Source organism: Rhodoferax sp. P1_F3 (assembly GCF_056405715.1).
The window spans coordinates 175,409-201,264 of the sequence record NZ_JBFUBO010000008.1; the positions used below are offsets into that span (position 1 = coordinate 175,409).

26 protein-coding genes are annotated in these 25,856 nt (G+C 64.4%); 18 read left to right on the forward strand and 8 right to left on the reverse strand.

The genetic code is table 11. From position 1 onward, the window contains the following. Positions 1-73: 73 nt before the first annotated feature. The 7 genes from AC1DZ5_RS14765 (at position 74) to ubiA (ending at position 7,126) form a co-directional block, all read left to right on the forward strand. Positions 74-2,035: a sensor histidine kinase gene (locus AC1DZ5_RS14765; protein ID WP_477890312.1), complete on the forward strand. Its 1,962-nt coding sequence runs from the start codon at positions 74-76 to the stop codon at positions 2,033-2,035. Then, a complete protein-coding gene (locus AC1DZ5_RS14770) occupies positions 2,032-2,718 on the forward strand; it encodes a response regulator (protein ID WP_477890314.1) in 687 nt (228 codons plus the stop codon). The genes AC1DZ5_RS14765 and AC1DZ5_RS14770 overlap by 4 nt, the downstream gene beginning before the upstream one ends. Positions 2,719-2,840: 122 nt before the next feature. Beyond that, positions 2,841-3,329, forward strand: coding sequence for an SRPBCC family protein (locus AC1DZ5_RS14775; protein WP_477890316.1), 489 nt, complete (start codon positions 2,841-2,843; stop codon positions 3,327-3,329). After that, positions 3,326-4,318 carry a hypothetical protein gene (locus AC1DZ5_RS14780; protein ID WP_477890318.1) on the forward strand — a complete coding sequence of 331 codons (993 nt, stop codon included), beginning with the start codon at positions 3,326-3,328 and terminating at the stop codon, positions 4,316-4,318. Before AC1DZ5_RS14775 ends, AC1DZ5_RS14780 begins: the two co-directional genes overlap by 4 nt. Next, on the forward strand, positions 4,299-5,222 hold the full coding sequence (locus AC1DZ5_RS14785; RefSeq protein WP_477890320.1) for a DMT family transporter: 924 nt from the start codon (positions 4,299-4,301) through the stop codon (positions 5,220-5,222). The genes AC1DZ5_RS14780 and AC1DZ5_RS14785 overlap by 20 nt, the downstream gene beginning before the upstream one ends. 4 nt (positions 5,223-5,226) lie before the next feature. Then, the gene (locus tag AC1DZ5_RS14790; protein ID WP_477890323.1) at positions 5,227-6,186 is read left to right on the forward strand and encodes a LysR substrate-binding domain-containing protein; all 960 of its coding nucleotides are present in this window, start codon (positions 5,227-5,229) and stop codon (positions 6,184-6,186) included. Between the two features lie 70 nt (positions 6,187-6,256). After that, positions 6,257-7,126 (forward strand): 4-hydroxybenzoate octaprenyltransferase, encoded by an 870-nt coding sequence (gene ubiA, locus AC1DZ5_RS14795; protein ID WP_477890325.1) that lies wholly within the window; start codon positions 6,257-6,259, stop codon positions 7,124-7,126. Between the two features lie 68 nt (positions 7,127-7,194). Here the strand turns inward: ubiA and AC1DZ5_RS14800 are convergent, their stop codons facing one another. Then, positions 7,195-7,518: a PsiF family protein gene (locus AC1DZ5_RS14800; protein WP_477890327.1), complete on the reverse strand. Its 324-nt coding sequence runs from the start codon at positions 7,516-7,518 to the stop codon at positions 7,195-7,197. Positions 7,519-7,653: 135 nt separating this feature from the next. Here AC1DZ5_RS14800 and argS point away from each other — a divergent pair, with 135 nt between their 5' ends. From argS to AC1DZ5_RS14845, 9 genes are all read left to right on the forward strand, one after another. Beyond that, positions 7,654-9,339, forward strand: coding sequence for an arginine--tRNA ligase (gene argS / locus AC1DZ5_RS14805; protein WP_477890329.1), 1,686 nt, complete (start codon positions 7,654-7,656; stop codon positions 9,337-9,339). 27 nt (positions 9,340-9,366) lie between these two features. After that, positions 9,367-10,044: an SPOR domain-containing protein gene (locus tag AC1DZ5_RS14810; protein WP_477890331.1), complete on the forward strand. Its 678-nt coding sequence runs from the start codon at positions 9,367-9,369 to the stop codon at positions 10,042-10,044. Positions 10,045-10,107: 63 nt separating this feature from the next. Further along, a complete protein-coding gene (locus tag AC1DZ5_RS14815) occupies positions 10,108-10,761 on the forward strand; it encodes a thiol:disulfide interchange protein DsbA/DsbL (RefSeq protein WP_477890333.1) in 654 nt (217 codons plus the stop codon). Positions 10,762-10,845: 84 nt separating this feature from the next. After that, positions 10,846-11,778 carry an exopolyphosphatase gene (locus tag AC1DZ5_RS14820; protein WP_477890335.1) on the forward strand — a complete coding sequence of 311 codons (933 nt, stop codon included), beginning with the start codon at positions 10,846-10,848 and terminating at the stop codon, positions 11,776-11,778. A gap of 74 nt (positions 11,779-11,852) precedes the next feature. Then, the gene (gene lptA / locus AC1DZ5_RS14825; RefSeq protein ID WP_477890337.1) at positions 11,853-12,464 is read left to right on the forward strand and encodes a lipopolysaccharide transport periplasmic protein LptA; all 612 of its coding nucleotides are present in this window, start codon (positions 11,853-11,855) and stop codon (positions 12,462-12,464) included. After that, positions 12,461-13,237 carry an LPS export ABC transporter ATP-binding protein gene (gene lptB / locus AC1DZ5_RS14830; RefSeq protein WP_477890339.1) on the forward strand — a complete coding sequence of 259 codons (777 nt, stop codon included), beginning with the start codon at positions 12,461-12,463 and terminating at the stop codon, positions 13,235-13,237. The genes lptA and lptB overlap by 4 nt, the downstream gene beginning before the upstream one ends. Then, positions 13,237-14,847 (forward strand): RNA polymerase factor sigma-54, encoded by a 1,611-nt coding sequence (gene rpoN, locus AC1DZ5_RS14835; RefSeq protein WP_477890341.1) that lies wholly within the window; start codon positions 13,237-13,239, stop codon positions 14,845-14,847. The genes lptB and rpoN overlap by 1 nt, the downstream gene beginning before the upstream one ends. Continuing rightward, on the forward strand, positions 14,844-16,115 hold the full coding sequence (locus tag AC1DZ5_RS14840; RefSeq protein WP_477890343.1) for a THUMP domain-containing class I SAM-dependent RNA methyltransferase: 1,272 nt from the start codon (positions 14,844-14,846) through the stop codon (positions 16,113-16,115). Before rpoN ends, AC1DZ5_RS14840 begins: the two co-directional genes overlap by 4 nt. Further along, positions 16,108-16,539: a putative toxin-antitoxin system toxin component, PIN family gene (locus tag AC1DZ5_RS14845; RefSeq protein ID WP_477890345.1), complete on the forward strand. Its 432-nt coding sequence runs from the start codon at positions 16,108-16,110 to the stop codon at positions 16,537-16,539. Before AC1DZ5_RS14840 ends, AC1DZ5_RS14845 begins: the two co-directional genes overlap by 8 nt. On the opposite strand, the gene AC1DZ5_RS14850 is transcribed toward AC1DZ5_RS14845, so the two are convergent. After that, on the reverse strand, positions 16,529-17,755 hold the full coding sequence (locus AC1DZ5_RS14850; protein WP_477890347.1) for an MFS transporter: 1,227 nt from the start codon (positions 17,753-17,755) through the stop codon (positions 16,529-16,531). The two genes, AC1DZ5_RS14845 and AC1DZ5_RS14850, sit on opposite strands and share 11 nt — an antisense overlap. Positions 17,756-17,851: 96 nt before the next feature. Between AC1DZ5_RS14850 and AC1DZ5_RS14855 the strand changes: the two genes are divergently transcribed. Then, a complete protein-coding gene (locus AC1DZ5_RS14855) occupies positions 17,852-18,775 on the forward strand; it encodes a LysR family transcriptional regulator (RefSeq protein WP_477890349.1) in 924 nt (307 codons plus the stop codon). Positions 18,776-18,867: 92 nt separating this feature from the next. Here the strand turns inward: AC1DZ5_RS14855 and AC1DZ5_RS14860 are convergent, their stop codons facing one another. After that, positions 18,868-20,427 (reverse strand): methyl-accepting chemotaxis protein, encoded by a 1,560-nt coding sequence (locus AC1DZ5_RS14860; RefSeq protein WP_477890351.1) that lies wholly within the window; start codon positions 20,425-20,427, stop codon positions 18,868-18,870. A 71-nt stretch (positions 20,428-20,498) separates the two neighbouring features. Beyond that, positions 20,499-22,127 carry an FMN-binding glutamate synthase family protein gene (locus AC1DZ5_RS14865; RefSeq protein WP_477890353.1) on the reverse strand — a complete coding sequence of 543 codons (1,629 nt, stop codon included), beginning with the start codon at positions 22,125-22,127 and terminating at the stop codon, positions 20,499-20,501. Positions 22,128-22,181: 54 nt separating this feature from the next. On the opposite strand from AC1DZ5_RS14865, the gene AC1DZ5_RS14870 reads away from it, so the two are divergent. Continuing rightward, positions 22,182-22,997 (forward strand): UPF0149 family protein, encoded by an 816-nt coding sequence (locus AC1DZ5_RS14870; protein WP_477890355.1) that lies wholly within the window; start codon positions 22,182-22,184, stop codon positions 22,995-22,997. Positions 22,998-23,071: 74 nt separating this feature from the next. Here AC1DZ5_RS14870 and AC1DZ5_RS14875 read toward each other — a convergent pair whose 3' ends face one another. From AC1DZ5_RS14875 to AC1DZ5_RS14890, 4 genes are all read right to left on the reverse strand, one after another. Then, positions 23,072-23,659: an outer membrane beta-barrel protein gene (locus tag AC1DZ5_RS14875; protein WP_477890357.1), complete on the reverse strand. Its 588-nt coding sequence runs from the start codon at positions 23,657-23,659 to the stop codon at positions 23,072-23,074. Positions 23,660-23,770: 111 nt separating this feature from the next. Further along, positions 23,771-24,685, reverse strand: coding sequence for an alpha/beta fold hydrolase (locus AC1DZ5_RS14880; RefSeq protein WP_477890359.1), 915 nt, complete (start codon positions 24,683-24,685; stop codon positions 23,771-23,773). Between the two features lie 74 nt (positions 24,686-24,759). Beyond that, complete coding sequence (locus AC1DZ5_RS14885; RefSeq protein WP_477890447.1) at positions 24,760-25,197, reverse strand: CinA family protein; 438 nt, start codon at positions 25,195-25,197, stop codon at positions 24,760-24,762. A 68-nt stretch (positions 25,198-25,265) separates the two neighbouring features. Next, positions 25,266-25,847: a phosphatidylglycerophosphatase A family protein gene (locus AC1DZ5_RS14890; protein ID WP_477890361.1), complete on the reverse strand. Its 582-nt coding sequence runs from the start codon at positions 25,845-25,847 to the stop codon at positions 25,266-25,268. Positions 25,848-25,856: the final 9 nt, after the last annotated feature.

Sequence of the window (25,856 nt, forward strand, 5' to 3'; positions counted from 1 at the left end):
GCGTCCTGTATGTCCCCTGTATGTGCTACATACTGCGGGTCCTTCCCTTGTCTGTTTTTGTTACAACCACCGCATGGTTTCCTTTTCGCGACGCGTACCGATCCCCCGCTTGGCCGTGGTCTGGGTGGCTTGCGCCGTGCTGATGCTGACCCTGGGTGTGTGGTGGCTGCAGGGGCCGACGCATGGTGCCCGCCCTGCGCGGGACGCTTCCGTCCACCTCACTCGTGCGGAGGTGCTGCAGCAGGCCCAGGCCCTGGAAAAACCCGCCCCCACCATGGTGGACAGCCGCGCGTTGGTTGGCCTGTGGCAACCGGTAGCACTGCCCTTTGGGCATTCGTCGGACCTGCTGGGCCAGGCCGACATGACACAGCCCCATGCCACGCGCACTACTTGGTACCGGCTGGCCGTGCCAGACTTTGAACCGGGTGCTGCGCCCCTGATGCTCTACACCGCGCGCACCAAGGCTTACGGCCCCATGGCCGTGTATGTGGACGGGGTGAGGGTCTATCAGTGGCAGCTGGAGGGCGCCCTTTGGTACTGGGACCCGCAGCTGATTGCCGTTGACGCGGGCAGCCGGTTGACGCAGCCACGGGAAATTTTGTTCCGCATGCAGCACAGCGCCCAGACGCATACCGCGCTGGCCTCGGTCTGGCTCGGCCCCATTGGCGCACTGAAATGGCGCTTTGAGGCCCGCCAGTGGCTGCAACTGCACACGCCGGCCATGAGCGGCGGGGCTTTTTTGGCGGTGGGTTTTTTTGCATTTTTCATCTGGGCGCGCGGTAAGAGTGCGCCGGGCTATGGCCTGTTTGCACTGCTGGCGGTGTTGTCGTTTGTGCGCGCGCTGCATTTTTATGTGGATGTGCAGGTGGCCGACGACTGGTTTTCCTGGCTCACCGTCAACTCGCTGTTCTGGTTGATCACGGCCGTGCATTTCTTGCAGATGCTGCTGCACCGTCAGCGCCAGCGTTGGCTCACGCGCAGCCTGCTGGGGCTTAGTGCGGTCGTGTTGCTGGTGACCTTGCCCGGGGTGGGGGGCTTGCCCAACTCGCCGCAGATCACCCCGCTGATCTACCCGTTTGCCATGCTGGCGGGGCTGACGGTGGCAGGCCTGGGTATCCGCCTGTCGTGGGGGCGTTCGCTGGACGGCATGCTGCTGGCCGTGGGCACGGCAGTCAGCACACTGTTTGGTTTGAACGACTGGGCCATCCAGAGCAATTTTCTGGACCCCGAGAGCTGGTACCTGGGGCCCTACGCCAATCTGCTGAACTTCATGGTCTTCAGCTACCTGATGCACCGCCACTACATGAACGCCCTGCTGCGGGTGGAGCACGCCAACCAGGAACTGGCCCACAAGCTGCGCGAGCGCGAGGACGCCCTGACCGAAAGCTATGGCCGCCTGCGCAAGATCGAGCACAAGCAGACCGTTGCCCATGAACGACAGCGCCTGATGCAGGACATGCACGACGGCCTGGGCTCGTCGCTGCACAGCGCGCTGCGGGCCATCGAAAAAGGCCAGGTCGCCGAGGCCGCGGTGGCCGATATCTTGCGCGGCTGCATTGACGACCTGCACCTCACCATCGACTCCATGGAACCAGTGGATGCAGACCTGCTATTGCTGCTGGCCACCCTGCGCTACCGCCTGGGGCCGCGCCTGCAGACGGCTGGCATTGCGCTGAAATGGGGGGTGCAGGACATTCCCCCCGTGACCTGGCTGGACCCGCGGCGCGCCCTGCATGTGCTGCGCATCCTGCAGGAAGCGCTGACCAACACCTTCAAACACACCGAGGCCACCGAGATCACGGTTTCCACCGGCCAGGACGGCGAGGGCGTGTTCGTCTGCATTGCCGACAATGGGCCGGGCTATGACACTGCGGCCGCTCTGCAAAGCGGGGGCAAAGGCTTGGCCAACCAGGGTCGGCGTGCGCAGGCCATTGGCGCCCGGGTGTCATGGGCCAGTTCTCCCCAGGGTGCGACGACCACGTTGTGGCTGCCGCTGCTCGCTCCTTTTGCCGATTCCCGGCCCGCATCGCTATGAACGTCGCCAGCAGCATCCGCGTCGCCATCGTCGAAGACGACATGGACTTTTTGAACGCCCTGACCCAAACCGTGCAAGAAGAAGTGGATATGGAGCTTGCGGGCACCGCCAGCACACGCTCGGCGGGCTTGGACCTGTTGCAGGGGCCGCCCGCCGACATCCTGATCGTTGACCTGGGCCTGCCCGACGGTTCGGGCATCGATGTGATTCGCGCGGCGGCCACGCTGTGGCCGGACTGCAGCACCATGGTCAGCACCACCTTTGGTGACGAGGCCCATGTGATCCGCTCCATCGAAGCTGGTGCCACCGGCTACCTGCTCAAGCACCGCGAGCCCGAGCGCCTGGCCGCCGAGATTCGCAGCCTGTTCAGCGGTGGCAGCCCCATCAGTCCGCTGATCGCCCGCCATGTGCTGACCCGGTTCCGGCAGTCCGGCCGCGAACGCACAGGGGGCGAGCGCAGCGACGGGGCCGACGAGACCAGGCCGCTCACCAGTCTGTCGGCGCGTGAGCAGGAGGTGCTAGAGCTGATCACCAAGGGCTTCACGGCGGACGAGATCGCAAACCTGATGCAAATCTCGCGCTACACGGTGCTGACCTTTGTGCGCCGCATCTACAAAAAGCTCAATGTCAGCTCCAAGGCGGAAGCGATTTACGAGGCGCGCGCCCAAGGCCTGCTACGCTAAGCTAGGGCTATCCCGGTGGCCGAGGCGGCAGTTTTGTACAAAAATAGGGGCTAGCCCCCGTCTGCACTGCGCCGGTAGCTCCTAAAACAATAGCGTACAGTCGTTGCCAAGAAAGCCCGTTCATGCCTTCCACTGCCAATCCCGCGTTCAACCCTGAGCTTGACCTGCTGTTGGAGCGTGTGGTGCCCATTGCCCCTGCGCTGGTCTGGGCCGCCTGGACCCAGCCCCAGCACGTGGTGCATTGGTTCACCCCCGCGCCATGGACCACGGTGGACTGCGAGATTGACCTCCGCCCCGGCGGCATCTTCCGCACCACCATGCGCTCGCCCGAGGGCCAGGACAACGACCACACCGGCTGCTACCTGGAGGTGGTGGAGCAACAGCGCCTGGTCTGGACCGACGCCCTGGGCCCGGGCTACCGCCCTGCCAGCAACCCCTTTGTCACCGCCAGCGTCACCCTCCAACCCGAGGGCACTGGCACCCGTTACACCGCGCTGGTGCAGCACAAGGACGTGGCTACCCGCCAGCAGCACGAGACCATGGGCTTTGCCCACGGCTGGAGCACCGCGCTGGACCAGCTGGTCGCCTACATGCAGGGGCTGCGCGCATGAGCGAGTCGTGGCAATGGATCATCTGGCTGGTGGGCGCAGCCGCCGTCATGGTGGGGGGGCTGTATGGCTACCTGGAGTACCAGGCCTCCTTGCTGAAAACCCGCACCACGGCCATCCCCGGTGGCCTGCGTTTCAGCGCCCATGGATTCAGTGTGGAGGTGCACCGCGGTGCGCAGCAGGTGGTGGTGCAAACCGACCGCGGGCGCTATGTGCACCAGGCGCTGGAAGGGGGCGAGGAGCAGGAACAGGACGGCAGCCTGTCGGTGACCCTGCCTGCGCCGGGTCTGCGCATCGAGGTGTCGCGCGCCATGCGCAAGCTGCCCGACCAGGAAGAGGCCCAGCCCACGGGGCTGTGCACCATCGAATTCCACGCGTCTGACGAAATGGCTTTCACGGCGCAGGGCAAGACGGGTGGCGAGCGCTCGGCGCTGCGCATGGACCATGTGCACGAAAAAATCGCCATGGGCTTTAACCAGTTTGCCGGCCAGGTACGCATGTGGGTAGAAAAGCTGGAGAAGAACCTGGCGCACCAGGCCCAGTTGGCGCAGCAGAAGCTGGACGCTGAGGCGGCCGAGATCGCACGCGCCGCCCGTGCCCAAAAGGCTGCGGCGCAGGCCCCGATGAACGAGATAGACCCCGCCGATCAGATCGTGCAATGGCGTAGGACGGCCGGATTCAGTGGCACCAGCGAAGTGGGCTACACCCCCGACGGCAAGATTGATTGGTTCATTGACCTCGATACGCGCGGCCGCATTACGTTGTATGCGAACAAGCTGGTGATTCACACCAACCTGCTGGGCGCCACGGTGGTCTCGCTGGGCGCCGAGCTGGAGATCGGTGTGCGCGACGAATACTGGTCCGAGGCCGAGCCCGAGCTGCAGGTGTTCCGTCTGTTCAAAGGCGCGCACTCCGACGTGCGCCGCGCCTGGAAAGAGCGCATCGAGATTTTGTGCGACAAGCTGCGCAGCGGTGAAATTTCGGTACGCTGAAGGGCGCGTGGTTTCTCCGTTACGTACGCGCTGGCTGGCGTTGGCCGGGAATACGCGGGGAGTGCTGCTGGTGATACTGGCCATGGCTTGCTGGGCGGTCTTGGACGCGTGCAATAAGCGGCTGATGGCCCAGGGCATTGCGCCCAAACAAGTGCTGTTTTTGCAGGCCACGGTCGTGCTGGCTATGCTGGCGCCCGTGGTGGCGTGGACGCGCGGGCGCATCGTCGCCACGCGCCAGCCGCGCATCCACCTGCTGCGTGCGGTGTTTATCGTCACCTCGGCCTGGTGTGCGGCCTACGCGGTCTCTCACCTGCCGCTGGCCGAGGCCAGTGCCTACCTGATGACGGGCTCGCTGTTCATGCTGCCCATGGGCGTGTGGTTCCTGCGCGAGCAGCCGCACTGGCTGCGCTGGAGTGGCGTGGTGGTGGGCTTTGGCGGTGTGCTGGTCATCCTGCAACCTGGGGCGGAGGCGTTTCACCCGGCGGCCCTGGTGGCGCTGTTTGGCGCCCTCATGGAGTCCATGCTGGGCGTGGTGCTGAAGAAATACTCGGGCCAGGAGCACCCGATTGCGGTGCTGACCTGGAGCCAGGTGGCCTGCTGGCTCACCTTTGGCGTGTTCTCGGGTTTCAGCCTGCCCAGCGTGCCGCTGGCTCTGTGGCCGCTGCTGCCGGTGGTGGGCGTGGCGGCGGCGGGTATCTACCTGAGTTACTTTTTTGCCTATCGCGCGGGCGATGCCTCGGCGGTGGAGGCGGGCAGCTTCTCGCTGCTGCTGTTCAGCCCCACGCTGGGCTGGCTGCTGTTTGCCGAGGCGCCGGACCTGGCCTTTTGGCTGGGCGCGGGCCTCTTGGTGTGTGGGATTGCACTGGTGATTGTGGAACCCACGGGCCGGGTGGGAGGAGAATAGCGCCATGACCCTGACCGAACTCAAATACATCGTGGCCGTGGCGCGCGAGCGGCACTTTGGCAAGGCGGCCGAAGCCTGCTACGTCTCGCAGCCCACGCTGTCGGTGGCGGTGAAGAAGCTCGAGGAAGAGCTTGACGTCAAACTCTTCGAGCGCAGCGCCAACGAGGTGACCGTGACGCCGCTGGGCGAAGAGATCGTGCGCCAGGCGCAAAGCGTGCTGGAGCAGGCCGCCAATATCAAGGACATTGCCAAGCGCGGCAAGGACCCGCTGGCAGGCCCGCTGAAGCTGGGCGTGATCTACACCATCGCCCCCTATTTGCTGCCCGACCTGGTGCGCCAGGTCATCACCCACAGCCCCCAGATGCCACTGGTGCTGCAGGAGAACTTCACCGTCAAGCTGTTGGAAATGCTGCGCACCGGCGAGATCGACTGCGCGATCCTGGCCGAACCTTTCCCCGACACCGGGCTGGCGCTGGCGCCGCTCTACGATGAGCCGTTTTTTGCCGCCGTGCCTACCAGCCATGCGCTGGCCAAGCAAGACAGCGTGACCACCGAAGAACTCAAGAGCGAGACCATGCTGCTGCTGGGCAATGGGCACTGCTTCCGCGACCATGTGCTGGAGGTATGCCCCGAGTTCGCGCGTTTCTCCAGCGACGCCGAGGGCATCCGCAAGAGCTTTGAAGGCTCGTCGCTGGAGACCATCAAACACATGGTGGCCGCGGGCATGGGCATCACCCTGGTGCCGCGCCTGAGCGTGCCCAAGGACGCGTTTGAGACCAAGAAGCGCCGCGGTGACGAGCCCTTTGTGAAATACCTGCCGGTGCAGGACGGCAAGAACCTGCCCCCACCGACGCGCCGCGTGGTACTGGCGTGGCGGCGCAGCTTTACGCGCTACGAGGCCATCGCCGCGCTGCGCAACGCCGTCTATGGCTGTGAGCTGCCCGGTGTCACGCGCCTGTCCTGATTTTTAAGCAAAATAGGCCTCTAGCCCCCGTATTCATTGCGCCAGCAGCTCCTCTATTCATAGCAATTCTGTGCCTTCTGTTTTCTCCACCAAGCTTTCGCTCTACCTGGATTTGATCCGCTGGAACCGCCCCGCGGGCTGGCTGCTGTTGCTGTGGCCCACGCTCAGTGCGCTGTGGTTGGCGGCGGGCGGCTTTCCGGGTTGGCATCTCATCGCGGTGTTCACGCTGGGCACCATCCTCATGCGCAGCGCGGGTTGCTGTGTCAACGATGTGGCGGACCGCGAGTTCGACAAGCACGTCAAGCGCACGGCCCAGCGCCCGGTCACCAGTGGGCGTATTGGCACGCGCGAGGCGCTGGCTGTGGGGGCCGTGCTGGCGCTGGCCGCCTTTGGCCTGGTGCTGACGACCAACGCCGCCGCCATCGCCTGGTCGTTTGCCGCGCTGGCCGTGGCGCTGGTCTACCCCTACGCCAAGCGCTACGTCTCCATGCCGCAGGCGGTGCTGGGTGTGGCCTTCAGCTTTGGCATTCCCATGGCCTTCGCCGCCATGCTTGGGGCCGTGCCCTGGCAGGCCTGGGGGCTGTTGGTGGGCAATCTGTTTTGGGTGCTGGCCTACGACACCGAATACGCCATGGTGGACCGGGACGACGACCTCAAGATCGGCATGAAGACCTCGGCCATCACGCTGGGGCGCTGGGATGTGCCAGCGGTGCTCACGTTTTATGTCGTCTACCTTGCGTTGTGGTCCTGGCTGGTGCTGCCCGCGCTGAACCGACCCTGGGCCTGGTGGCTTGGCGTGGCCGTGGCTGGGGCCCAGGTGGTCTGGCACGGCACGCTGATTGCCGACCGTGGGCGCGATGGCTGCTTCAAGGCCTTCCGCCTGAACCATTGGGTGGGATTGGCCGTGTTTGTCGGCCTGGCGCTGGCCATCGGGGCGTAAAAAAGCCCGCGCGGGTGAGCCGAGCGGGCTTTGGCGGCCACCGCGCTAGCGGGGCCTGGCTGGGCCGCTTACTTGGCGCTCAGGCACTCTTTCATGAACTTCTTGCGGTCATCGCCTGCGAGGGCCTTGGTCTTGGCGTCTGCATTGCAAGTCTTCATCTTGCTTTGCTGGGCGGTGGCACCGTCGGCAGCGGGGGCGGTTTCTGCCTTGGCACTCAGGCAACTTTTCATGAAGGCTTTGCGCTCATCGCCTGCGAGGGCCTTGGTCTTGGCGTCTGCATTGCAGGTCTTCATCTTGTTTTGCTGCGCGGTAGGTGCCTTTGCGTCAGCGGCGTGTGCGCCACCCACTGCCAATGCCAAACCCAGAGCCATGAGGGAGATCAGTTGTTTCATCAGTCATCCAATCAAAAAGAGGGCAGCGGTGCTGCCGTTGCAGAAAAACCCCAACGGTTTGAAGCTTATAACGAAAAGATGACAGCGCCGTTGACCACCAGACGGGTTTTCGGAGCCGCCCCGTAAAATCGGCAGATGCTCACTGTCAAACACGAACTCCTGCAGGCGCTGGCCGCCTGCCTGGACACCCTCTCCCCCGGCGCGGGTGCCAAAGCCGCCTTTGAATCCCCCAAGGTGGCCGCCCACGGCGACCTGGCCACTACGGCCGCCATGCAACTGGCCAAACCCCTCAAGCAAAACCCCCGTGCGCTGGCCGAGAGCCTGCGCACCGCGCTGTTGGCTACGCCCGTCTATGCCCAATGGGTGCAGGACGTAGAAATCGCCGGCCCCGGCTTTATCAATATCCGCCTCAAGCCCGCCGCCAAACAGGAAATCGTGCGCGAGGTGCTGGGCCAGGCCGATCAGTTTGGCCACCAGCCCTCCAACGGTCAGCGCGTGCTGGTGGAATTCGTATCCGCAAACCCCACAGGCCCTCTGCACGTGGGCCACGGCCGCCAGGCCGCACTGGGCGACGCGATCTGCAACCTGTTGCAAACGCAGGGCTGGGATGTGTACCGCGAGTTCTATTACAACGACGCGGGTGTGCAGATTGGCACCCTGGCCAGCAGCACGCACCTGCGCGCCCAGGGTTTCAAGCCCGGCGATGACCAATGGCCCAGCGGTGAGAAGGCCGCGGCCTACAACGGCGACTACATCGCCGACATCGCGGCCGACTTTCTGGCCGGCAAGACCGTCAAGTCCGACGACCGTGAGTTCACTGCCAGCGGTGACATCAACGATCTGGACGGCATGCGCCAGTTTGCTGTGGCCTATTTGCGCCATGAGCAGGACCTGGATTTACAAGCCTTTGCGGTGAAGTTTGACAACTACTACCTGGAAAGCAGCCTGTACACCAGCGGCCGTGTGGACGACGCGGTCAAGCGCTTGCAAGCCGCTGGCAAAACCTACGAGTTGGATGGCGCGTTGTGGCTCAAGTCCACGGAATACGGTGATGACAAAGACCGCGTCATGCGCAAGCAGGACGGCAGCTACACCTACTTTGTGCCCGATGTGGCGTACCACATCGCCAAGTGGGAGCGCGGCTTCACCAAGGTGGTGAACATCCAGGGTACCGACCACCACGGCACCATCGCACGGGTGCGCGCCGGCCTGCAGGCGGCGGGCGTGGGCATTCCCCAGGGCTACCCCGACTACGTGCTGCACACCATGGTGCGTGTGGTCAAGGGGGGTGAAGAGGTCAAGATCAGCAAACGCGCGGGCAGTTATGTGACGTTGCGTGATCTGATCGAGTGGACCAGCAAGGATGCGGTGCGCTTCTTCCTGCTCTCGCGCAAGCCCGATACCGAGTACACCTTCGACGTGGATTTGGCCGTGGCCAAGAACAACGACAACCCGGTCTACTACGTGCAGTACGCGCATGCGCGCATCTGCTCGGTGTTGGCCACCTGGGGTGGCGATGTGGCCAGCTTGAAGACGGTGGACTTGTCGGCGCTGCAAAGCCCGCAGGCCCAGGCGTTGATGCTGTTACTGGCCAAATACCCCGAGATGCTGACCGCGGCGGCCGCCGACGAGGCGCCGCATGACGTGACCTTCTACCTGCGCGAACTGGCCGCCAGCTACCACAGCTATTACGATGCCGAACGCATCCTGGTGGACGACGAAGCGGTGAAACTGGCGCGTCTGGCGCTGGTCGCGGCCACGGCGCAGGTGTTGCACAATGGCCTGGCTGTGCTGGGCGTGAGTGCCCCGCAAAAAATGTGATCCAACTGATTGAAGAGAAAGCAGCGCATGAAGTTTGAACGTGGCGGAACCATTGTCGGTTTCATTGTGGGCGTGGTGGTGGGCCTGGGGGCCGCATTGGCCGTGGCGGTGTACGTCACCAAGGTGCCGGTGCCGTTCATGAACAAGAGCCAGAGCCGCAGTGCCGACCAGGACGCGGCCGAAGCCCAGAAGAACAAAAACTGGGACCCCAACGCGCTGCTCTACGGCAAGAACCCGGCCCCCGCCGTGCCCACGGCCACCGCACCGGCATCTGCCGCGTCGGGCGCCAAGACGGCGGCCAAGCCAGACGCAAAGACCGAGGCCAAGGCGGAAGCCAAAACCGACCCCAAGGCAGACGCCAAGACTGCGGCCAAGCCGGATGCCAAGGGCGAACTCAAGCCCGCCGTGTCGGCAGACCCCCTGGGTGATCTGGCCAAGGCCAAGGCCGGTACAGCCGCCGAAGGCGACGCGTTCTCCTATTTTGTGCAGGTAGGCGCCTTCCGTACGGCCGAAGACGCCGAGGCGCACCGCGCCAAGCTCTCGCTGAGCGGCATCGAGACCAAGATTTCCGAGCGCGAGCAGTCGGGCCGGCCGGTGTTCCGGGTACGCGTAGGCCCGTTTGACAAAAAGGACGATGCCGACAAGGCCAAAGACAAGCTGGACAAGAGCGGTCTGGAAACCGCCTTGGTGCGCGTGCAGCGCTAAGCGGCGCTGGAACTTTCCCCGCCCAGTCCACTCACATCCGGGCACTTTGGAGCTTTTGAACCCATGAAACGTCGCGAATTTACCCAAGCCGCCACTGGCGCTGCCTTTGCATCCTCCGCCCTGTGGGCCAGCAGCGCCCAGGCGCAGGCCAAAGGCCCACAGCCCGGCACCGATTACCAGCCCGTGGACCCGCGCGCTCCGGTGGAAGCACCCGCTGGCAAGGTCGAAGTGGTGGAGTTCTTTTGGTACAGCTGCCCCCACTGCAATGCGTTCGAGCCCACGCTGCAAGCCTGGATTCCCAAGCTGCCCAAGGATGTGTCCTTCCGCCGTGTGCCCGTGGCCTTCCAGGATAGTTTTGTGCCCCAGCAGCGCCTGTACTACGCGCTCGAAGCCATGGGCCTGGTGGAGAAGCTGCACGCCAAGGTGTTTGCCGCCATCCACGTCGAGAAGCTGAACCTCAGCGGTGGCGACGCCATCGTCGAGTGGGTGGCCAAGCAGGGCGTGGACAAGGCCAAGTTTGTCGAGCAGTACGGTTCGTTCAGCGTGGCCACCAAGGCTACCAAGGCTGCCCAACTGCAAAACGCTTACAAGGTCGAAGGCGTGCCCGCCCTGGGCGTGGCAGGTCGCTTTTATACCGATGGCTCCATCGCCGGCAACATGCAGCGCGCGCTGCAGATCGTGGACGCGTTGATCGTCCAGGCGCGCACCGCTCGCTAAAAAACGCCCCTCTGCACGCGCCGCAGAGGGATCCCACAGGGCTAGAATGATTTGTCATTCAACCCCTTTGTGGAGAGTCTTCCCATGGCACACCCCAAGTACCGGCTGGTCACCCGCAGTGATTTTGATGGGCTGGTGTGCGCAGTCCTGCTCAACGAGCTGGACCTGATCGACGACATCAAGTTCGTCCACCCCAAAGACATGCAGGACGGCAAGGTGGAGGTGTCCGACCGCGACATCACCACCAACCTGCCGTACGTGCCGGGCGTGCACCTGGCCTTTGACCACCATGAGTCGGAGACGGTGCGCAACACCGGTGAGCGCCCCAACCACATCATCCTGCCCGATGCCGACTCGGCCGCGCGCGTGGTGTTTGACCACTATGGCGGCGCCAGCCGCTTCCCGGCGCGCTTCCACGACATGATGGAAGCGGTGGACAAGGGCGACTCGGCCCGCTTCAGCCACGACGAAATCATGGCCCCCACGGGATGGGTGCTGCTGAATTACCTGATGGATTCGCGCACCGGTCTGGGCCGCTTCCGCGAATTCCGCGTCAGCAACTACCAGCTGATGATGGATTTGATTCAGTACTGCCGCCACCACGGCATCGACGACATCCTGCAGCTGCCCGACGTGGTGGAGCGCGTGGAGCTGTATTTCGACCATGCCGCCAAGGCCAAGGAGCAACTGTTGCGTTGCTCCACCGTGCATGGCAACCTGTTGGTGCTGGACCTGCGCAACGAAGACACCATCTTTGCGGTGAACCGTTTCATGGTCTACGCGTTGTTCCCGCAGACCAATATCTCCATCCACGTGTTGTGGGGCTTGCAAAAGCAAAACACCGTGTTTGCCACCGGCAAATCCATCACCAACCGCACGTCGAAGACCAATATTGGCGACCTGATGCTCAGCTACGGCGGGGGTGGCCACGCCAATGCGGGCACCTGCCAAGTGGAGAACGACCGCGCAGCAGACGTGTTGCAGGCGCTGATCGCCAAAATTAACGCCGACGGCTGAGTCGGCCAGGGCGCGAAATGCGCAAAGCGCTCGGTACAATGGCCGAAGCGCTTTTGAGCAAGTTTCGTGCCTTTATGAAAAATACCCTTTTGTCGGTGTCCTTGTGGCTGGCTCTGTCCAGCGTGGTGGGGCACGCCTGGGCCGAAAAGGCCGACCGAAACAAGCCCATGAACGTGGAGGCCGACGCCCTGCGCTACGACGACGTCAAGCAGGTCAGCGTGTTCAGCGGCCATGTGGTGCTGACCAAGGGCAGCATCTTGATCCGTGGCGCCCAGATCGAGGTGCGCCAGGACCCCGATGGCTACCAGTACGGCCTGGTCACCGGCTCGACCGCCACGCCGGCGTTTTTCCGGCAAAAGCGCGAAGGCCTGGATGAATTCATTGAGGGCGACGGAGACACCATTGAATACGACGGCAAGGCCGACACCGTGCGCTTTGTCAAAAAAGCCCAGTTGCGCCGCCTGCGCGGGGCCACGCTGGCCGATGAGGTAACGGGCGCCGTCATCCTCTACGAAAACCTGACCGACAAATTCACTGTGGATGGTGCCCCCAAGACCGCTGCCGCCCCGGCCGGCCGTGTGCGCGCCATGCTGACGCCCAAACCCGAGGCCGAAGCTGCCCCTGCTGTGTCCCAACCCAGCCCGACCCTGCGCGCTACGCCACAACTTGAGAAGGCCGCCCAGTGAGCGAGCCCACCCAAGAAGCCCCGGACACCAGCACCGGGCGGCTGGAAGCCCGGCATTTGCAAAAGTCGTACGGCAAGCGCCAGGTGGTGAAGGACGTGTCGCTCACCGTGCGCACTGGCGAGGTGGTTGGCTTGCTAGGCCCCAACGGCGCGGGCAAAACCACGTCGTTCTACATGATCGTGGGCCTGCTGCGCGCCAGCGCGGGGGACATCACCATCGACGGCCATTCCATCGAGCACATGCCCATTCACCGCCGCGCGCGGCTGGGGCTGGGCTACCTGCCGCAAGAAGCCTCGATATTCCGTAAACTGAATGTGGAAGACAACGTGCGCGCCGTGCTAGAGCTGCAGCGCGACGACGCAGGCAACCCGCTCAAGTCGGCCGAGATTGAGGCACGCCTGACCGCGCTCTTGCAAGACCTGCGCGTGGAGCACCTGCGCGAGTCGCCCTCGCTGGCCCTGTCGGGCGGCGAGCGCCGCCGTGTGGAGATTGCGCGTGCGCTGGCCACGCGGCCGCGCTTCATCCTGCTGGACGAACCGTTTGCCGGCATCGACCCGATTGCGGTGATCGAGATCCAGCGCATCATCAACTTCCTCAAGGGCCGTGGCATCGGCGTGCTCATCACCGACCACAACGTGCGCGAGACCCTGGGCATCTGCGACCACGCCTACATCATCAGCGACGGCCATGTGCTGGCGCAGGGCACCCCCTCCGAGATCGTGAACAACGCCGATGTGCGCCGCGTCTATCTCGGTGAGCATTTCAAAATGTGATGAAGCAGGGCCTCTCGCTACGCGTCTCCCAACACCTGGCGCTCACGCCCCAGTTGCAGCAGTCCATCCGTCTGCTGCAGCTCTCCACGCTGGAGCTGAGCCAGGAGGTGGAGCAGATGCTGGACGAAAACCCCTTTCTGGAGCTGACCGAAGAGCGGGCCGAGCGCGAGGACTTCGGCCTGAACGCGGTGGACGCCACGGTGAGCGAGGGTGACCGCCTGTCCGAGAACAGCGAAGTCGATTACGCGCCCAACGCGGTGGCGGACTACGCCACCTCCACCAGCACCAGCAGCAATGACGAAGAAACCACGCCGCTGAGCAGCAGCGACGAGCCCAATTGGGAAGGCGATGGCACCACCGAGATGACGCCCGACGACGGCGAGTGGGGTGTGGATGCCAAGGCCCGGGCCAACAACCTGGGTGACGACGAAGAGAAAGACGCTACTGAGCTCGCGCGCTCGGCCGAGTCGCTGCAGACCTTTTTACACCGCCAGGCCCTGAGCCTGCGCACCAATGCCACCGACGCAGCCGCGCTGCGCTTCCTCATCGAATCGCTCAATGACGATGGCTACCTGGAAGACCCGCTGGAAGAGTTGGCGCGCAGCCTGAACCCTGGTGACGAAGAACAGTTGCAGGACCTGGTGCACCATTTCACCGTGGCGCTGGGCCTGCTGCACAGCCTGGAGCCTGTGGGCGTGGGGGCGCGGGACCTGGGCGAGTGCCTGCGCCTGCAAGTGGCTTACCTGCTGGCCCAGGCCGAGGAAGAGGGCGAGGACGAGCGCGCAGAGGTGCTGCAGGTGGCGCTGGGCATTTGTCGCCAACCCATGGACCTGCTGGCGCGGCGCGACATCAAGCGCCTGGTGCAGATGGGTGTGGGCAGCGACACCCTGGTGCGCGAAGCCATTGCGCTCATCGCGCGGCTGGAGCCCAAGCCCGGGCGCCGCTTTGTGGACGTGGAGCGCAACATCGTGGTGCCCGACGTGCTAGTGGTGGCGATTGGCAAGGCCGGCGGCATCCCCAAATTCCGCGTGCAGCTCAACCCCGAAGTGATGCCGCGCCTTAAGGTGCATGACATTTACGCCAATGTGCTGCGCAACCACCGCGGTGGCCGCGACGGTGCGGGCCACGCCGCGCTTCAGCAGCGTCTGCAAGAGGCACGCTGGTTCATCAAGAACATCCAGCAGCGTTTTGACACCATCCTGCGCGTGAGCACGGCCATCGTGGAGCGGCAGAAAAATTTCTTCACCCACGGCGAGCTGGCCATGCGTCCCCTGGTGCTGCGCGAGATTGCCGATGAGCTGGGCCTGCACGAATCCACCATCAGCCGCGTGACCACGGCCAAGTACATGGCCACGCCGTTTGGCACCTTCGAGCTCAAATACTTCTTCGGCTCGGGCCTGGGCACCGAGAGCGGTGGCAATGCCTCCAGCACCGCGGTGCGCGCGCTCATCAAGCAGTTCATTGCCTCCGAGAGCAGCAAGAAGCCCTTGAGCGACAACCAGATTTCCGACATGCTCAAGGAGCAGGGCATCGAATGCGCCCGGCGCACCGTGGCCAAATACCGCGAGGGCCTGAAGATCGCCCCCGCCTCACTCCGCAAAGCGCTATGAACCAACTGACCCTTTTTCTCCCCTGCGCCGCCGGCGTGGAGGAGTACCTGGCGCCGGAGATCTTGCAGATCACCGGTCTGCCGCCCGGCTGCGTGACCAAGCAGCGCGGCGGCGTGGCCGTGCGCACCTCGTTTGCGCACGCCATGTTGCTCAACCTGTACTGCCGCCTCTCGCAGCGCGTGCTGGTATTGGTGTCGTACACCGAATACCGCAGTGAACAAGACCTGTACCGTGCCGGCCTGCAAGTGCCATGGGAGCAGTGGTTTAGCCCGAAGGAAAGCATCAAGGTCGAGGTGACCGCGCAGCACAGCCCGCTGACCTCGCTGAACTTCGCTGCGCTCAAAGTCAAGGACGCCGTGTGCGACCGTTTCCGCGAAGTGGCGAATGGCGTGCGCCCCGACGTGAACACGCAGTGGCCCGATGTGCGCATCTATGCCCACCTGACCACCGACAGCTGCTCGCTCTACATCGACACCTCGGGCGAGCCGCTGTTCAAGCGCGGCTGGCGCGAGGACAAGGGCGACGCCCCGCTGAAAGAAACCTTGGCCGCCGCCATGATCGCCGCCAGCGGCTGGGCCTCGGGCGATGACGACCTGATGCCGCTGTACGACCCCTGCTGCGGCAGCGGCACGGTGGCCATTGAGGCCGCGCAGATTGCCTGCAACATCGCGGCGGGTTCGCTGCGCCGCTTTGCGTTTGAGAAATACCGGCCCTTCCGCAGCCAGGAATGGGCGGACATGAAGGCCGAGGCCGCCGCCAACGTGGTCAAGCCCGAACCGGGCCAGACCGCGCTGATCTACGGCAGCGATGTGTCGCACCGCATGGTGGACTTTGCCCAGCGCAATGCCCAGCGTGCCGGTGTGGCCGATGTGATCGAGTTCCGCGGTGGCGATGCGCTGCAGCGCATGCCCCCAATTGAAGGTGGCGGCGTGATGGTGCTGAACCCGCCCTATGGCGAGCGCATCGGCATCGGCGGTGTAGCCGGTGAAGGCGAGGGGGCGCGCTTTGGCGCACGCGAACTGGCGCAGACCGACGAGGGCGTGGACTTCTTCAACCAGCTGGCCAGCCACTGGAAGAAAAACTACAGCGGCTGGACCGCCTGGGTGCTGACGCCCGACCTGAAGCTGCCCAGCAAGATGCGCCTGAAGGAATCACGCCGTGTGCCCATGTGGAACGGCCCGCTGGAGTGCCGCCTGTTCAAGTTCGACATGGTCAAGGGCCGCCTGGCCAAGGGCGCTGCACCAGCTGCCCAGGAGCCCAATGACTGAGCACGCGGTGGACGGTGTCCGCCAGATTGTTCTGGACACCAATATCGTGCTGGACCTGCTGGTCTTCAACGATACGGCCACGCCCCCGCTGCGCGACGCCCTGCAAACCGGGCGCCTGCAGTGGGTGGCTACTGCCCCCATGCGCGACGAGCTAGAGCGCGTGTTGGCTTATCCGCAGATTGCCAAGCGCCTGGCCTTCTATGGTCTGAGCGCCTCCGAAGTGCTACAGGCGCGTGACGCCCAGGTGCAGACCGTGGAGGTGCCGCCCAAGGCCAGCGTGACTTGCAAAGACCCGGACGACCAGAAGTTCATTGACCTCGCCGTGGCCCAGCGCTGCCCGGTGCTGAGCAAGGACCACGCCGTGCTTTGCATGGCAAAACGGCTGCTAGCCCTTGGCGCTGCTGCGCGAGCAGCTATCGAATAGATAGCGCTGCGGCGCCGCCGTCGGCCACAGGCCAGAGCCGCACGGCCAATGCGGTGGCTGCCGCCAGGGCCGCCAGACCACAGACCCCTGCCCAACCCCACTGCGCCAGCGCCAGGCTGCCCAGCCAGGCACCGCTGGCCATGCCGATGAACATGCCCCCCATGAGCACCGCATTCAGGCGGCTGCGCGCGGCGGGCTCCAGGCTGTAGACGATGGTCTGGTGGGCAATCAGGCTGGCCTGCACACCCAGGTCAAACACCACGGCACCCACGGCCAGCAACCACAGCGGGCTGTCCGTTCCCAGCGCACCCAGGCCCATGGCCAGAAAAGCGGCCACCACAAGGGCCGCGCCCAACCGTGTCACCACCTCGGGGCCGCGGCGGTCGGCCATGCGCCCCGCCAGTGGCGCGGCCAGCGCCCCTGCGGCACCGGCCAGACCAAAGGCCCCGGCTGCAGCACTGCCCAGGTGGGCCGGCGCGGCATGCAGCATCACCGCCAGCGTAGACCAGAACGCGCTGAAGGCCACGCTCAACAGCCCCTGCGCCAGGGCAGCACGGCGCAGCCCGCGGTGGCGCTGCCACAAGGTAGCCAGCGTGCGCATCAGCGCCAAGTAGGGCAGCTGCGTGGTAGGTGCAAACCGCGGCAGGCCGCGCCACACGGCGACACCCAAGAGCGCAATGCTGAGTGCCGCAGCGACAAACATGGCACGCCAGCCCGCCTGCTCGGCCACCAGGCCCGACACCACGCGTGACAACAAAATGCCCAGCAGCAGCCCGGTCATCACCGTGCCCACGATCTTGCCGCGGCTGGCTTCGGGTGCCAGCGTGGCGGCGGCGGGCACGATGTCCTGCGCCAGCGTGGCCGATACGCCAATCACCAGGCCGGCCGCCAGCATCACACCCAGGGAGGGCGCGGCCGCCGCGGCCAGCAGTGCCAGACACAGCACGGCGGCCTTGCCCAGGATGATGCGGCGCCGGTCAAACCGGTCGCCCAGCGGGGCCAGCAGCACCAGGCCCAGCGCATAGCCCAGTTGGGTCAGCGTGGGCACCAGGCCGATGGCGCCGGGTGTGGCGTGGAACTCGGTGCCCAGCACGCCCAGCATGGGCTGGCTGTAGTACAGCGCAGCGGCGGCCAGGCCGGCGCCGATGGCCAGCAACAGCACCAGGGCCGCGGGCAGGGCGTTGGCGGGCTTATGCGTGGAAGTGGTCGATGTCATAGCGTTAACCCTTGGTTTGGCGATGGAGGCGAGTGTGTCACCGCCCAAATACCTTGGGAACGCCTGTGGCAAGCACAATTGTTATACGCTTGACGTATGAAGACAGCCCCTGACCGCATCGAACTCATGCAGACCCTGGTGCGCATCGTGGAGGCCGGCAGCCTGTCCGCCGCCGCGGCGCAGCTGGGCACTACCCAGCCTACGGTGAGCCGGCGCCTGCAGACGCTGGAGCGCATGCTGGGAGCCAAGCTGCTGCAGCGCTCCACCCACGCCATGCAGCTGACCGAGGAAGGCCAGCGTTGCTTTGCCCACGCCAAGGAGCTGCTGCAGAACTGGGACGCCTTTGAGGCCGACCTGCGCGGCAGCACCGAGGTGCCCGAGGGCACGCTTCGTGTGGTGGTGCCCCACGCCATTGGCCAGCAACAGCTGGTGGGCCCGCTGGCCGATTACCTGCAGCGCCACCCGCGTGTGGCGGTGGAATGGCTGCTGCACGACCGGACGCCGGACTTCATTGCCGACGGCATTGACTGCGCCATCCATGTGGGCGCGGTGGACGACCCCGCGGTGGTAGCCGTCAAGCTGGCGGAGATCCCGCGCATTGTGGTGGCCGCGCCCGCGGTGCTGGGCGATGCACCGCCGCCAGCGCACGCCTCAGACTTGGCGGCGCTACCCTGGCTGGCACTGCGTACCTTCTACCGCAACGACATCACGCTGCGCCACAGCGATGGAACGCAGCAACGCCTGGCGCTGAAACCGCGCATGAGCACCGACAGCCTATACGCGCTGCGCAGCGCGGCACTGTTGGGGCTGGGCGTGTGCGTGGCGTCCAGCTGGGCGGTGGCGGAGGACGTAGCCGAGGGCCGCTTGCTGCACCTGTTGCCCGAGTGGCGCGCCGAGCCTCTGCCGATCTACCTGCTCTACCCCTATGCCCACTTTTACCCGGCCAAGCTGCACCGCTTTGTGGACATCTTGCGACCCGCGCTGGTGGCAGGTTGGGGTGCGCTGGCGGCAGCGGGGTAGGTATCAAACAAGCTGATAGCCCCCGTATTCATTGCGCCAACAGCTCCTGAAACGATAGCAAATATAGGGGCAATGCGATGCACTCTGGCAGGTTAAGCCAAGAGGCGGGATGGCGCCGTGAGTTTGAAGACTGCCATCACCTCCACCAGTGCGCGCGCCTGCGAGCGCAGGCTGCTGGCGGCGGCGGCCATTTCTTCCACCAGAGCGGCGTTTTGCTGGGTGGTTTGGTCCATCTGCGTTACTGCGTTGCCCACCTGGGTCACGCCCGAGGCCTGCTCGCCGCTGGCCGCGCTGATCTCGCCCACAATGTCGGTCACGCGGCGGATGGCGTCCACTACCTCGCTCATGGTGCTGCCAGCTTGGTCCACCAAGGCCGTGCCTTGCTCCACCCGTTCCACGCTGGTGCTGATCAGGGTCTTGATCTCCTTGGCGGCTTCGGCGCTGCGGCCCGCTAGGGCCCGTACTTCGCTGGCCACCACGGCAAAGCCGCGGCCCTGCTCGCCCGCGCGTGCGGCTTCCACGGCCGCATTCAGCGCCAGGATGTTGGTCTGGAACGCAATGCCGTCAATCACGCTGATGATGTCGGCAATCTTGCTGGATGCCTCGTTGATGCCCTTCATGGTTTGCACCACCTGGCTCACAACCTCGCCGCCCCGAGTCGCCACGGTAGAGGCTGTCACGGCGAGCTGGTTCGCCTGGGCAGCGCTGTCGGCGTTTTGCCGCACGGTGGCACTGAGTTCTTCCATGCTGGCTGCGGTCTGCTGCAGGGCGCTGGCCTGCTGCTCGGTGCGTGCCGACAGGTCGTTGTTGCCGGTAGCGATTTCAGAGCTGGCACTGGACACCCCCTCCGCACTGGTGCGCACTCCGCCCACCATGCGCGCTAGGTTGTCGCGCATGCCCATCAGGGCGTGCATCATTTCGGCGGCCTCGTCGGTGCCATCGGGCTGGATGTGGATGGTCAGGTCGCCCTCGCTGATGGCCTGGGCTGATTTCACCGCGTGCTGGATGGGGTGGGTGATGGAGCGCGTGGCCAGCGCGGCCAGTGTGAGCCCGATGACGGCCGACAGAATAGCCCCGACACTCAGAATCCACTGCCCGCTGTTTGCGACAGCCTCTGTCTGGGCCACGCCGTCCTTGAGCTGGTCTTCCATGTGGTCCATCAGCGTGTCCAGCGACTTGAGGTAGTTGGTGGCCAGAGGTAACAAGGCGGTATCCACCGCTGCATTGACGTCCTCACCAGCCTGTTTCTTTTTCATCAGGTCGGTGCGCGGGCCGCGGTACAGCTCGCGTTGCTTGCCAATGTCAGCGAACAGCGCTTTGCCTTTGTCGTCGGTAATCAGGGGTTCCAGCTGCTTTTGTAAATCACTGATGAGCTTGGACGTCGCGTCCATGTCCTTTTGCAGCAGGGCCACATGGTTGGGGTCAGAAGCGTGCAGTGCGGCCGAGGTGCGCACCCAGTTGATACGGATGTTTTCCACCCATTTCTGGGCCAGCGAGGAGCGTTCCACTTCGGTGTAGGCCAAGGCGTGGGCTTGGTCTTTCAGGACACCCAGTCGCCACACCCCGGTCAGAGCCATCACGGCGGTGATCAGCAGCACAACCCCAAATGCCAAGCCAAGCCTGGCGCCGATGCGCAAGTTGGTACCCATCATGGCTGCTCCTCTTGTTGTTGTCCTTCAACGACTGTACTCCGAAGCCCGCCAAAGCAAAAGGCAAAAGGAACCTAGTCTCCCTGCAATGCAAAGCTGCGCGCGCTGGCCCGGGGCCAGGTGTGGCGGTAGATCAGCGGCAGCGCGGCCACACTGTCGTGCAGCAGGGCGCCGTTGGGCAGCTGCGTCAGGATCAACTGGGCCAGCGACTTGACCTTGTGGTCGGTAGAGCGGCGCACGATGTGGTGGGCCGTGATTTCGCTTGGGTGCAGCACGCCGGCGGCTTGCACCAGTTCCTTGAGTGCGTACAGGGTCTGCTGGTGGTAGTTGTAGACGCGTTCGGCCTTGTCGGGTACGACCAGCGACTGCTGGCGCAGCGGGTCTTGTGTGGTCACTCCGGTGGGGCAAGCCCCAGTGTGGCAGTGCTGGGCCTGGATGCAGCCCAGCGCAAACATGAAGCCGCGTGCGCTGTTGCACCAGTCTGCGCCCAGCGCCATTAGCCGCGCGATGTCAAACGCACTAACCACCTTGCCAGCGCAGCCAATCTTGATACGTTCGCGCAGGCCGGCACCGCGTAGGGTGTTGTGCACCAGCAGTAACCCCTCTTGCAGCGGCGAGCCCACATGGTCGGTGAACTCCAGCGGCGCCGCACCTGTGCCGCCCTCGGCTCCGTCCACCACGATGAAGTCGGGCGTGATGCCGGTCTCCAGCATGGCCTTGACCATGGCAAACCACTCCCAAGGGTGGCCGATGCAGAGCTTGAAGCCCGTGGGCTTGCCGCCCGAGAGCTCACGCAGCCGCGCGATGAACTGCATCATCTCCACGGGCGTGGAGAAGGCGCTGTGCGCGGCGGGCGAAATGCAGTCCACGCCCTCGGGCACGCCGCGTGCCGCGGCAATTTCGGCCGTGACCTTGGGGCCTGGCAGCATGCCGCCATGGCCAGGCTTGGCGCCCTGGCTGAGTTTGAGCTCAATCAGCTTGACCTGCGGGTCGCGCGCGTTGGCGCTGAACTTGTCGGGGTTGAAGCTGCCATCGTCGTTGCGGCAACCAAAGTAGCCCGAGGCTACCTCCCACACCAGATCGCCACCATGCACGCGGTGGTGTACCGAGATCGAGCCTTCGCCCGTGTCGTGGGCAAAGCCGCCACGCTTGGCGCCAGCGTTGAGGGCCAGGATGGCGTTGGCGCTGAGCGCTCCGAAGCTCATGGCCGAGATGTTGAACACGCTGGCGTTGTAGGGCTGGGCCGTGTCGGAGCCGATGGTGATGCGGAAGTCGTGCGAGGCTAGCTTGGTGGGCGCCACGGAGTGGTTCATCCACTCGTAGCCCTCGGCATGCACGTCGAGCTGGGTGCCAAAGGGGCGTTTGTCGGGTTCCGTCTTGGCGCGCTGGTAAACCAGCGAACGCTGGGAGCGCGAAAACGGTGTGGCCTCGTTGTCGCTCTCGATGAAGTACTGACGAATCTCGGGCCGGACAAACTCCAGCATGAAGCGGATATGGCCAATGATGGGGTAGTTGCGCAGGATGGAGCGCTTGGTCTGCCGTAGGTCATACACCCCCACCCCCACCAGCAGGGCCGACAGCAGCAGCGTGCCCCACCCCACCCCGAACACCACCACACTGAAGCCGCTGAGCAGAAACGCAAAGGCGCAGAGCCCGAGGACGGTGTAGCGGATGGGGAAGATGGAATTGAGTGTATGCAGCATGGAAACCCTTTGTTCGGAGAGACAATACCAGCCTGCTCTCTTTTTGCACAGCCTATGTCTACCCTAACTCCCTCTGCAGACGCCGCCTCCGGTGCGCCCGTAGACGCTTTGACCCCTGATGAGTTCGACGCGATCGACACCATCCTCGACGACCTGCGTTCCCGCCACGATGAAATTCCCCAGTGGGAGTTTTGTGAGGGCTTCATGGCTGCTCTGGTGTGCTGCCGCCGCCCGATTGCAGCCGCCGAATATTTTCCGGTGCTGCTGGACATGGAGATGCCAGCGGATGGCGAGGCAGGCAGCTTCTCCAGTGTGGAGCAGGCACGGCAGTTTCAGGCGCTATGGACGCGGCGCTGGAACGACGTGGTGCGTGGGCTCAACACTGGAGTACAAAGCCTGGACGAAGACAGCGCCTACCACCCCGAGGTGATGGACGTGCGCGGTGCGGTGGCTGTGCTGCCCGAGGAAGAGCGCGCGGCCATGGCCGACCAGGCCTTGCCATCATTTGCCCAAGTGTGGGCGCTGGGCTTCATGTTCGCCGTGGAAAGCTGGCCCGAGGAGTGGGCCGCGCCACGTGACAAGGAAGCCGAGAAGTGGCTGGACGCTTCATTGCAGTCCATCGTGGCGCTGACCGAAGATGATACCGATGAACCCACGCTATCCGTATTTGACGATGACGGCCCGCCCAGCGTGAGCCAACAGCGCATCAACGCCTTTGCCGATGGCGTGTGGGCCACCTACGACCTGCGCGAGCTATGGCGCAACTTCGGCCCGCGCGTGGAGACCGTGCGCAAAGAAGCCGAACCCGGCCGCAACGACCCTTGCCATTGCGGTAGCGGCAAAAAATACAAGAAGTGCCACGGGGCTTGAGGGCCTGGTGTATAGGCCGACAAGCATAAAAAAAGCCCACAGCGATGTGGGCTTTTTTTGTAGGAACGCGAAGCTTAGAACTTGTAGCCTACGCCAAAGGCGAACGCGCTGCTGTTGGGTTGAGCCGTGCCAGAGCCGTTTGTTTTGTCATCAAACTTGTTGTAGACGTACTCAACTTGGAAAAACATATTCTTTCCGCTCAGGAAGCGCGCACCTACGCCATATCCCAAGCCGGATAGGCTCGCCGTGCCATTGCTGCTCGCTGTGCCAGAAGTGGAAGCCAGTTTGGCGTACAGCAAAGTTGAGTCACTCAGTGCCACGCCCGGAGCGATATACACAGATGCGTTGTCTTTCAGCTTTACCTCATCCGTTGCGGTGGGAGGTGTGCCGAATGACAGATCACCCAAGCCCACGGTTAGACCCAGGCCCAGCAACACGTTGTTGCTCACCGCGAAGCCGTACTCAGCCTGCAGTTGCAGATTGGTTGCAGTCTTGGCAGTGGAGAAGCTTGTCGAGCCAGCATTGGCGTTGAAATCGTATTTTGAGTTGGCAACATTAAGGCCACCCAACAGGCTGAAGCCTTCAAAGTTCTTGGCTTGTGCAAACGCTTGGGGGGAGACAAAGGTGGCAGCCATGGCCGCCGCGATCAAAAGTTTTTTCATATGGATTTATTGAGATTTGATGGGAGAAAGCTATCCCTCCGAATAGCCGACCCGGATTTTACGGGACTGTTACAGGCCCCAAGGTGGTCACGCCCTATCCCGCACCGGTAGCTAGAGAAAGAAATTCGCCAGACACTCCGCGGTCTCCTTGGGCAGTTCTTCCGGTATGAAATGCCCTGCGGGCAGGCTTTTCGCGCTCACGGTGCCCGCACATTGCGCCTGCCACAGCGGCACGGGCTGGAACATGCGGTGCACCACGCCGCGTTCGCCCCAAATCACCAGCATGTCGCAGGCAATTTTTCCCTGATCGCCGGGTAGGGCCCGGCTGGCGCGGTCATGCTCCAGATCGATACCGGCGCTGGCGCGGTAGTCTTCGCACATGGCGTGGAGGGTGCCGGGCAGGGTGAAGCAGCGCTCGTACTCTGCCAGCGCCTGAGGTTCGATGTAGCCAAGCCCGCCCGAACCCCAGCCGCCCAGCTTGGCATGCAGATAGGCTAGTGGAGCGCCACCAATCATGGTCTCGGGCAAGGGCTTGGGCTGGATCAGGTGGAACCAGTGGTAGTAGGCCCGTGCAAATGCAAAGTCTGTGGCGGCATACATGTCCAGTGTGGGCGCAATGTCGATCACGCACAGACCCAGCACCCGGCTGGGGTGGTCCACGGCCAGGCGGTGCGCGACGCGACCCCCGCGGTCGTGGCCGCAGAGGTAGAACTGGTTAACGCCCAGCGTATCCATCATGGCCACCATGTCATGGGCGAGGGTGCGCTTGCTGTAGTTGCTGTGGTCGGCCAGCCCTTCGGGTTTGGCCGAGTCACCGTAGCCCCGCAAATCGGGCATCACCAGGTAGAAGCGGTCCTGCAGTTGCTGGGCCACACGGTTCCACAACACATGGCTTTGCGGAAAGCCATGCAGCAACAGCAGGGCTGGCCGCCCGGCGCGCGGTGTGTTGGGTACGCGGGCATGGATGCGCACACCGTGGACCTCGAAATCACGTTCTTCGAAATGTTCAAACCAGGGTGTGTACATGGTGGTTTTCCTTCACTGAGTCGGGGCCGGATGTGGTGTCGATTGCGTGCAATGTGGCCTGCACGCTCGTGTCGCTAGGCCAGGAACTCGACCAGCCGCGCCAGCGCATGCTGTACCGTGGCGGCGCGCACCGCGGCACGGTCTCCCGCAAAGTGCTGCACCTCGGTGCGCACGCCGGCCGGTGTGGCCCAGCCAAACCAGACCGTGCCCACAGGCTTGTCGGCGCTGCCGCCCGTGGGGCCGGCCACGCCGGTCACAGCCACTGCTACCTGCGCATGCGAATGCTGCAGCGCGCCCTGCGCCATGGCGCGCACCACGGGCTCGCTCACGGCACCGTGGATGGCGATCAGCGCGGCATCCACGCCCAGCATCTCGGTCTTGGCAGCGTTGGAGTAGGTCACAAAGCCGCGCTCAAACCAGGCGCTGGAGCCGGCCAGGTCGGTGCAGGCGCCGGCGATCAGACCGCCGGTGCAGCTCTCGGCCGTGGCCAGCATCCACTGGTGTTTAAGCATCAAATCGGCCACTAGCCCACGTGGAATATGCGCGAGCAGCTCCTGATTTGATAGCGAGTCGGTGGTGTTCAGATGAACCTCCACAGCGCCACCACCAGCACGGTGCAGCCCGCGGCGACGAAGTCGTCCAGCATGATGCCAAAGCCGGCCTTGGTCCAGGCGCGGCGGTCGGTCTGCGGGTTCACGTGGTGGAACAGGGCATCGGCCCAGCCCACGGGGCCGGGTTTGACGGCATCAAAAAAGCGGAACAGGCCAAACGCCATGACCTGGCCGACCAGCGAAGTGGGGGTGACTAGCCACAGCACCAGCCAGAAGGCGATCACCTCGTCGATGACCACATTGCTGGGGTCCAGCACGCCCAGGTGGCGCGCGGTCACGGTGCTGGCCCACCAGCCCACCAAGGTGCCTCCGCCAATTAGCAAGGCCCAGCTGGCGTCGCCCATCCAGGGCTGCAGCGCCACAAACGCCACCCAGGCCCACAGCGTGCCCGAGGTGCCCGGCGCAATGCGCGACAGGCCCGAGCCAAAGCCCAGCGCCAGCACATGCGCCGGGTGGGCGAACATGAATTTGGCGGTCGGCCGGGAGGATGGAGGGGTCAATGGGGCGCCGCTGAGGGTGTCCAGCGGAATCAGGGTCACGGGGTCACTCATGCCCCGATT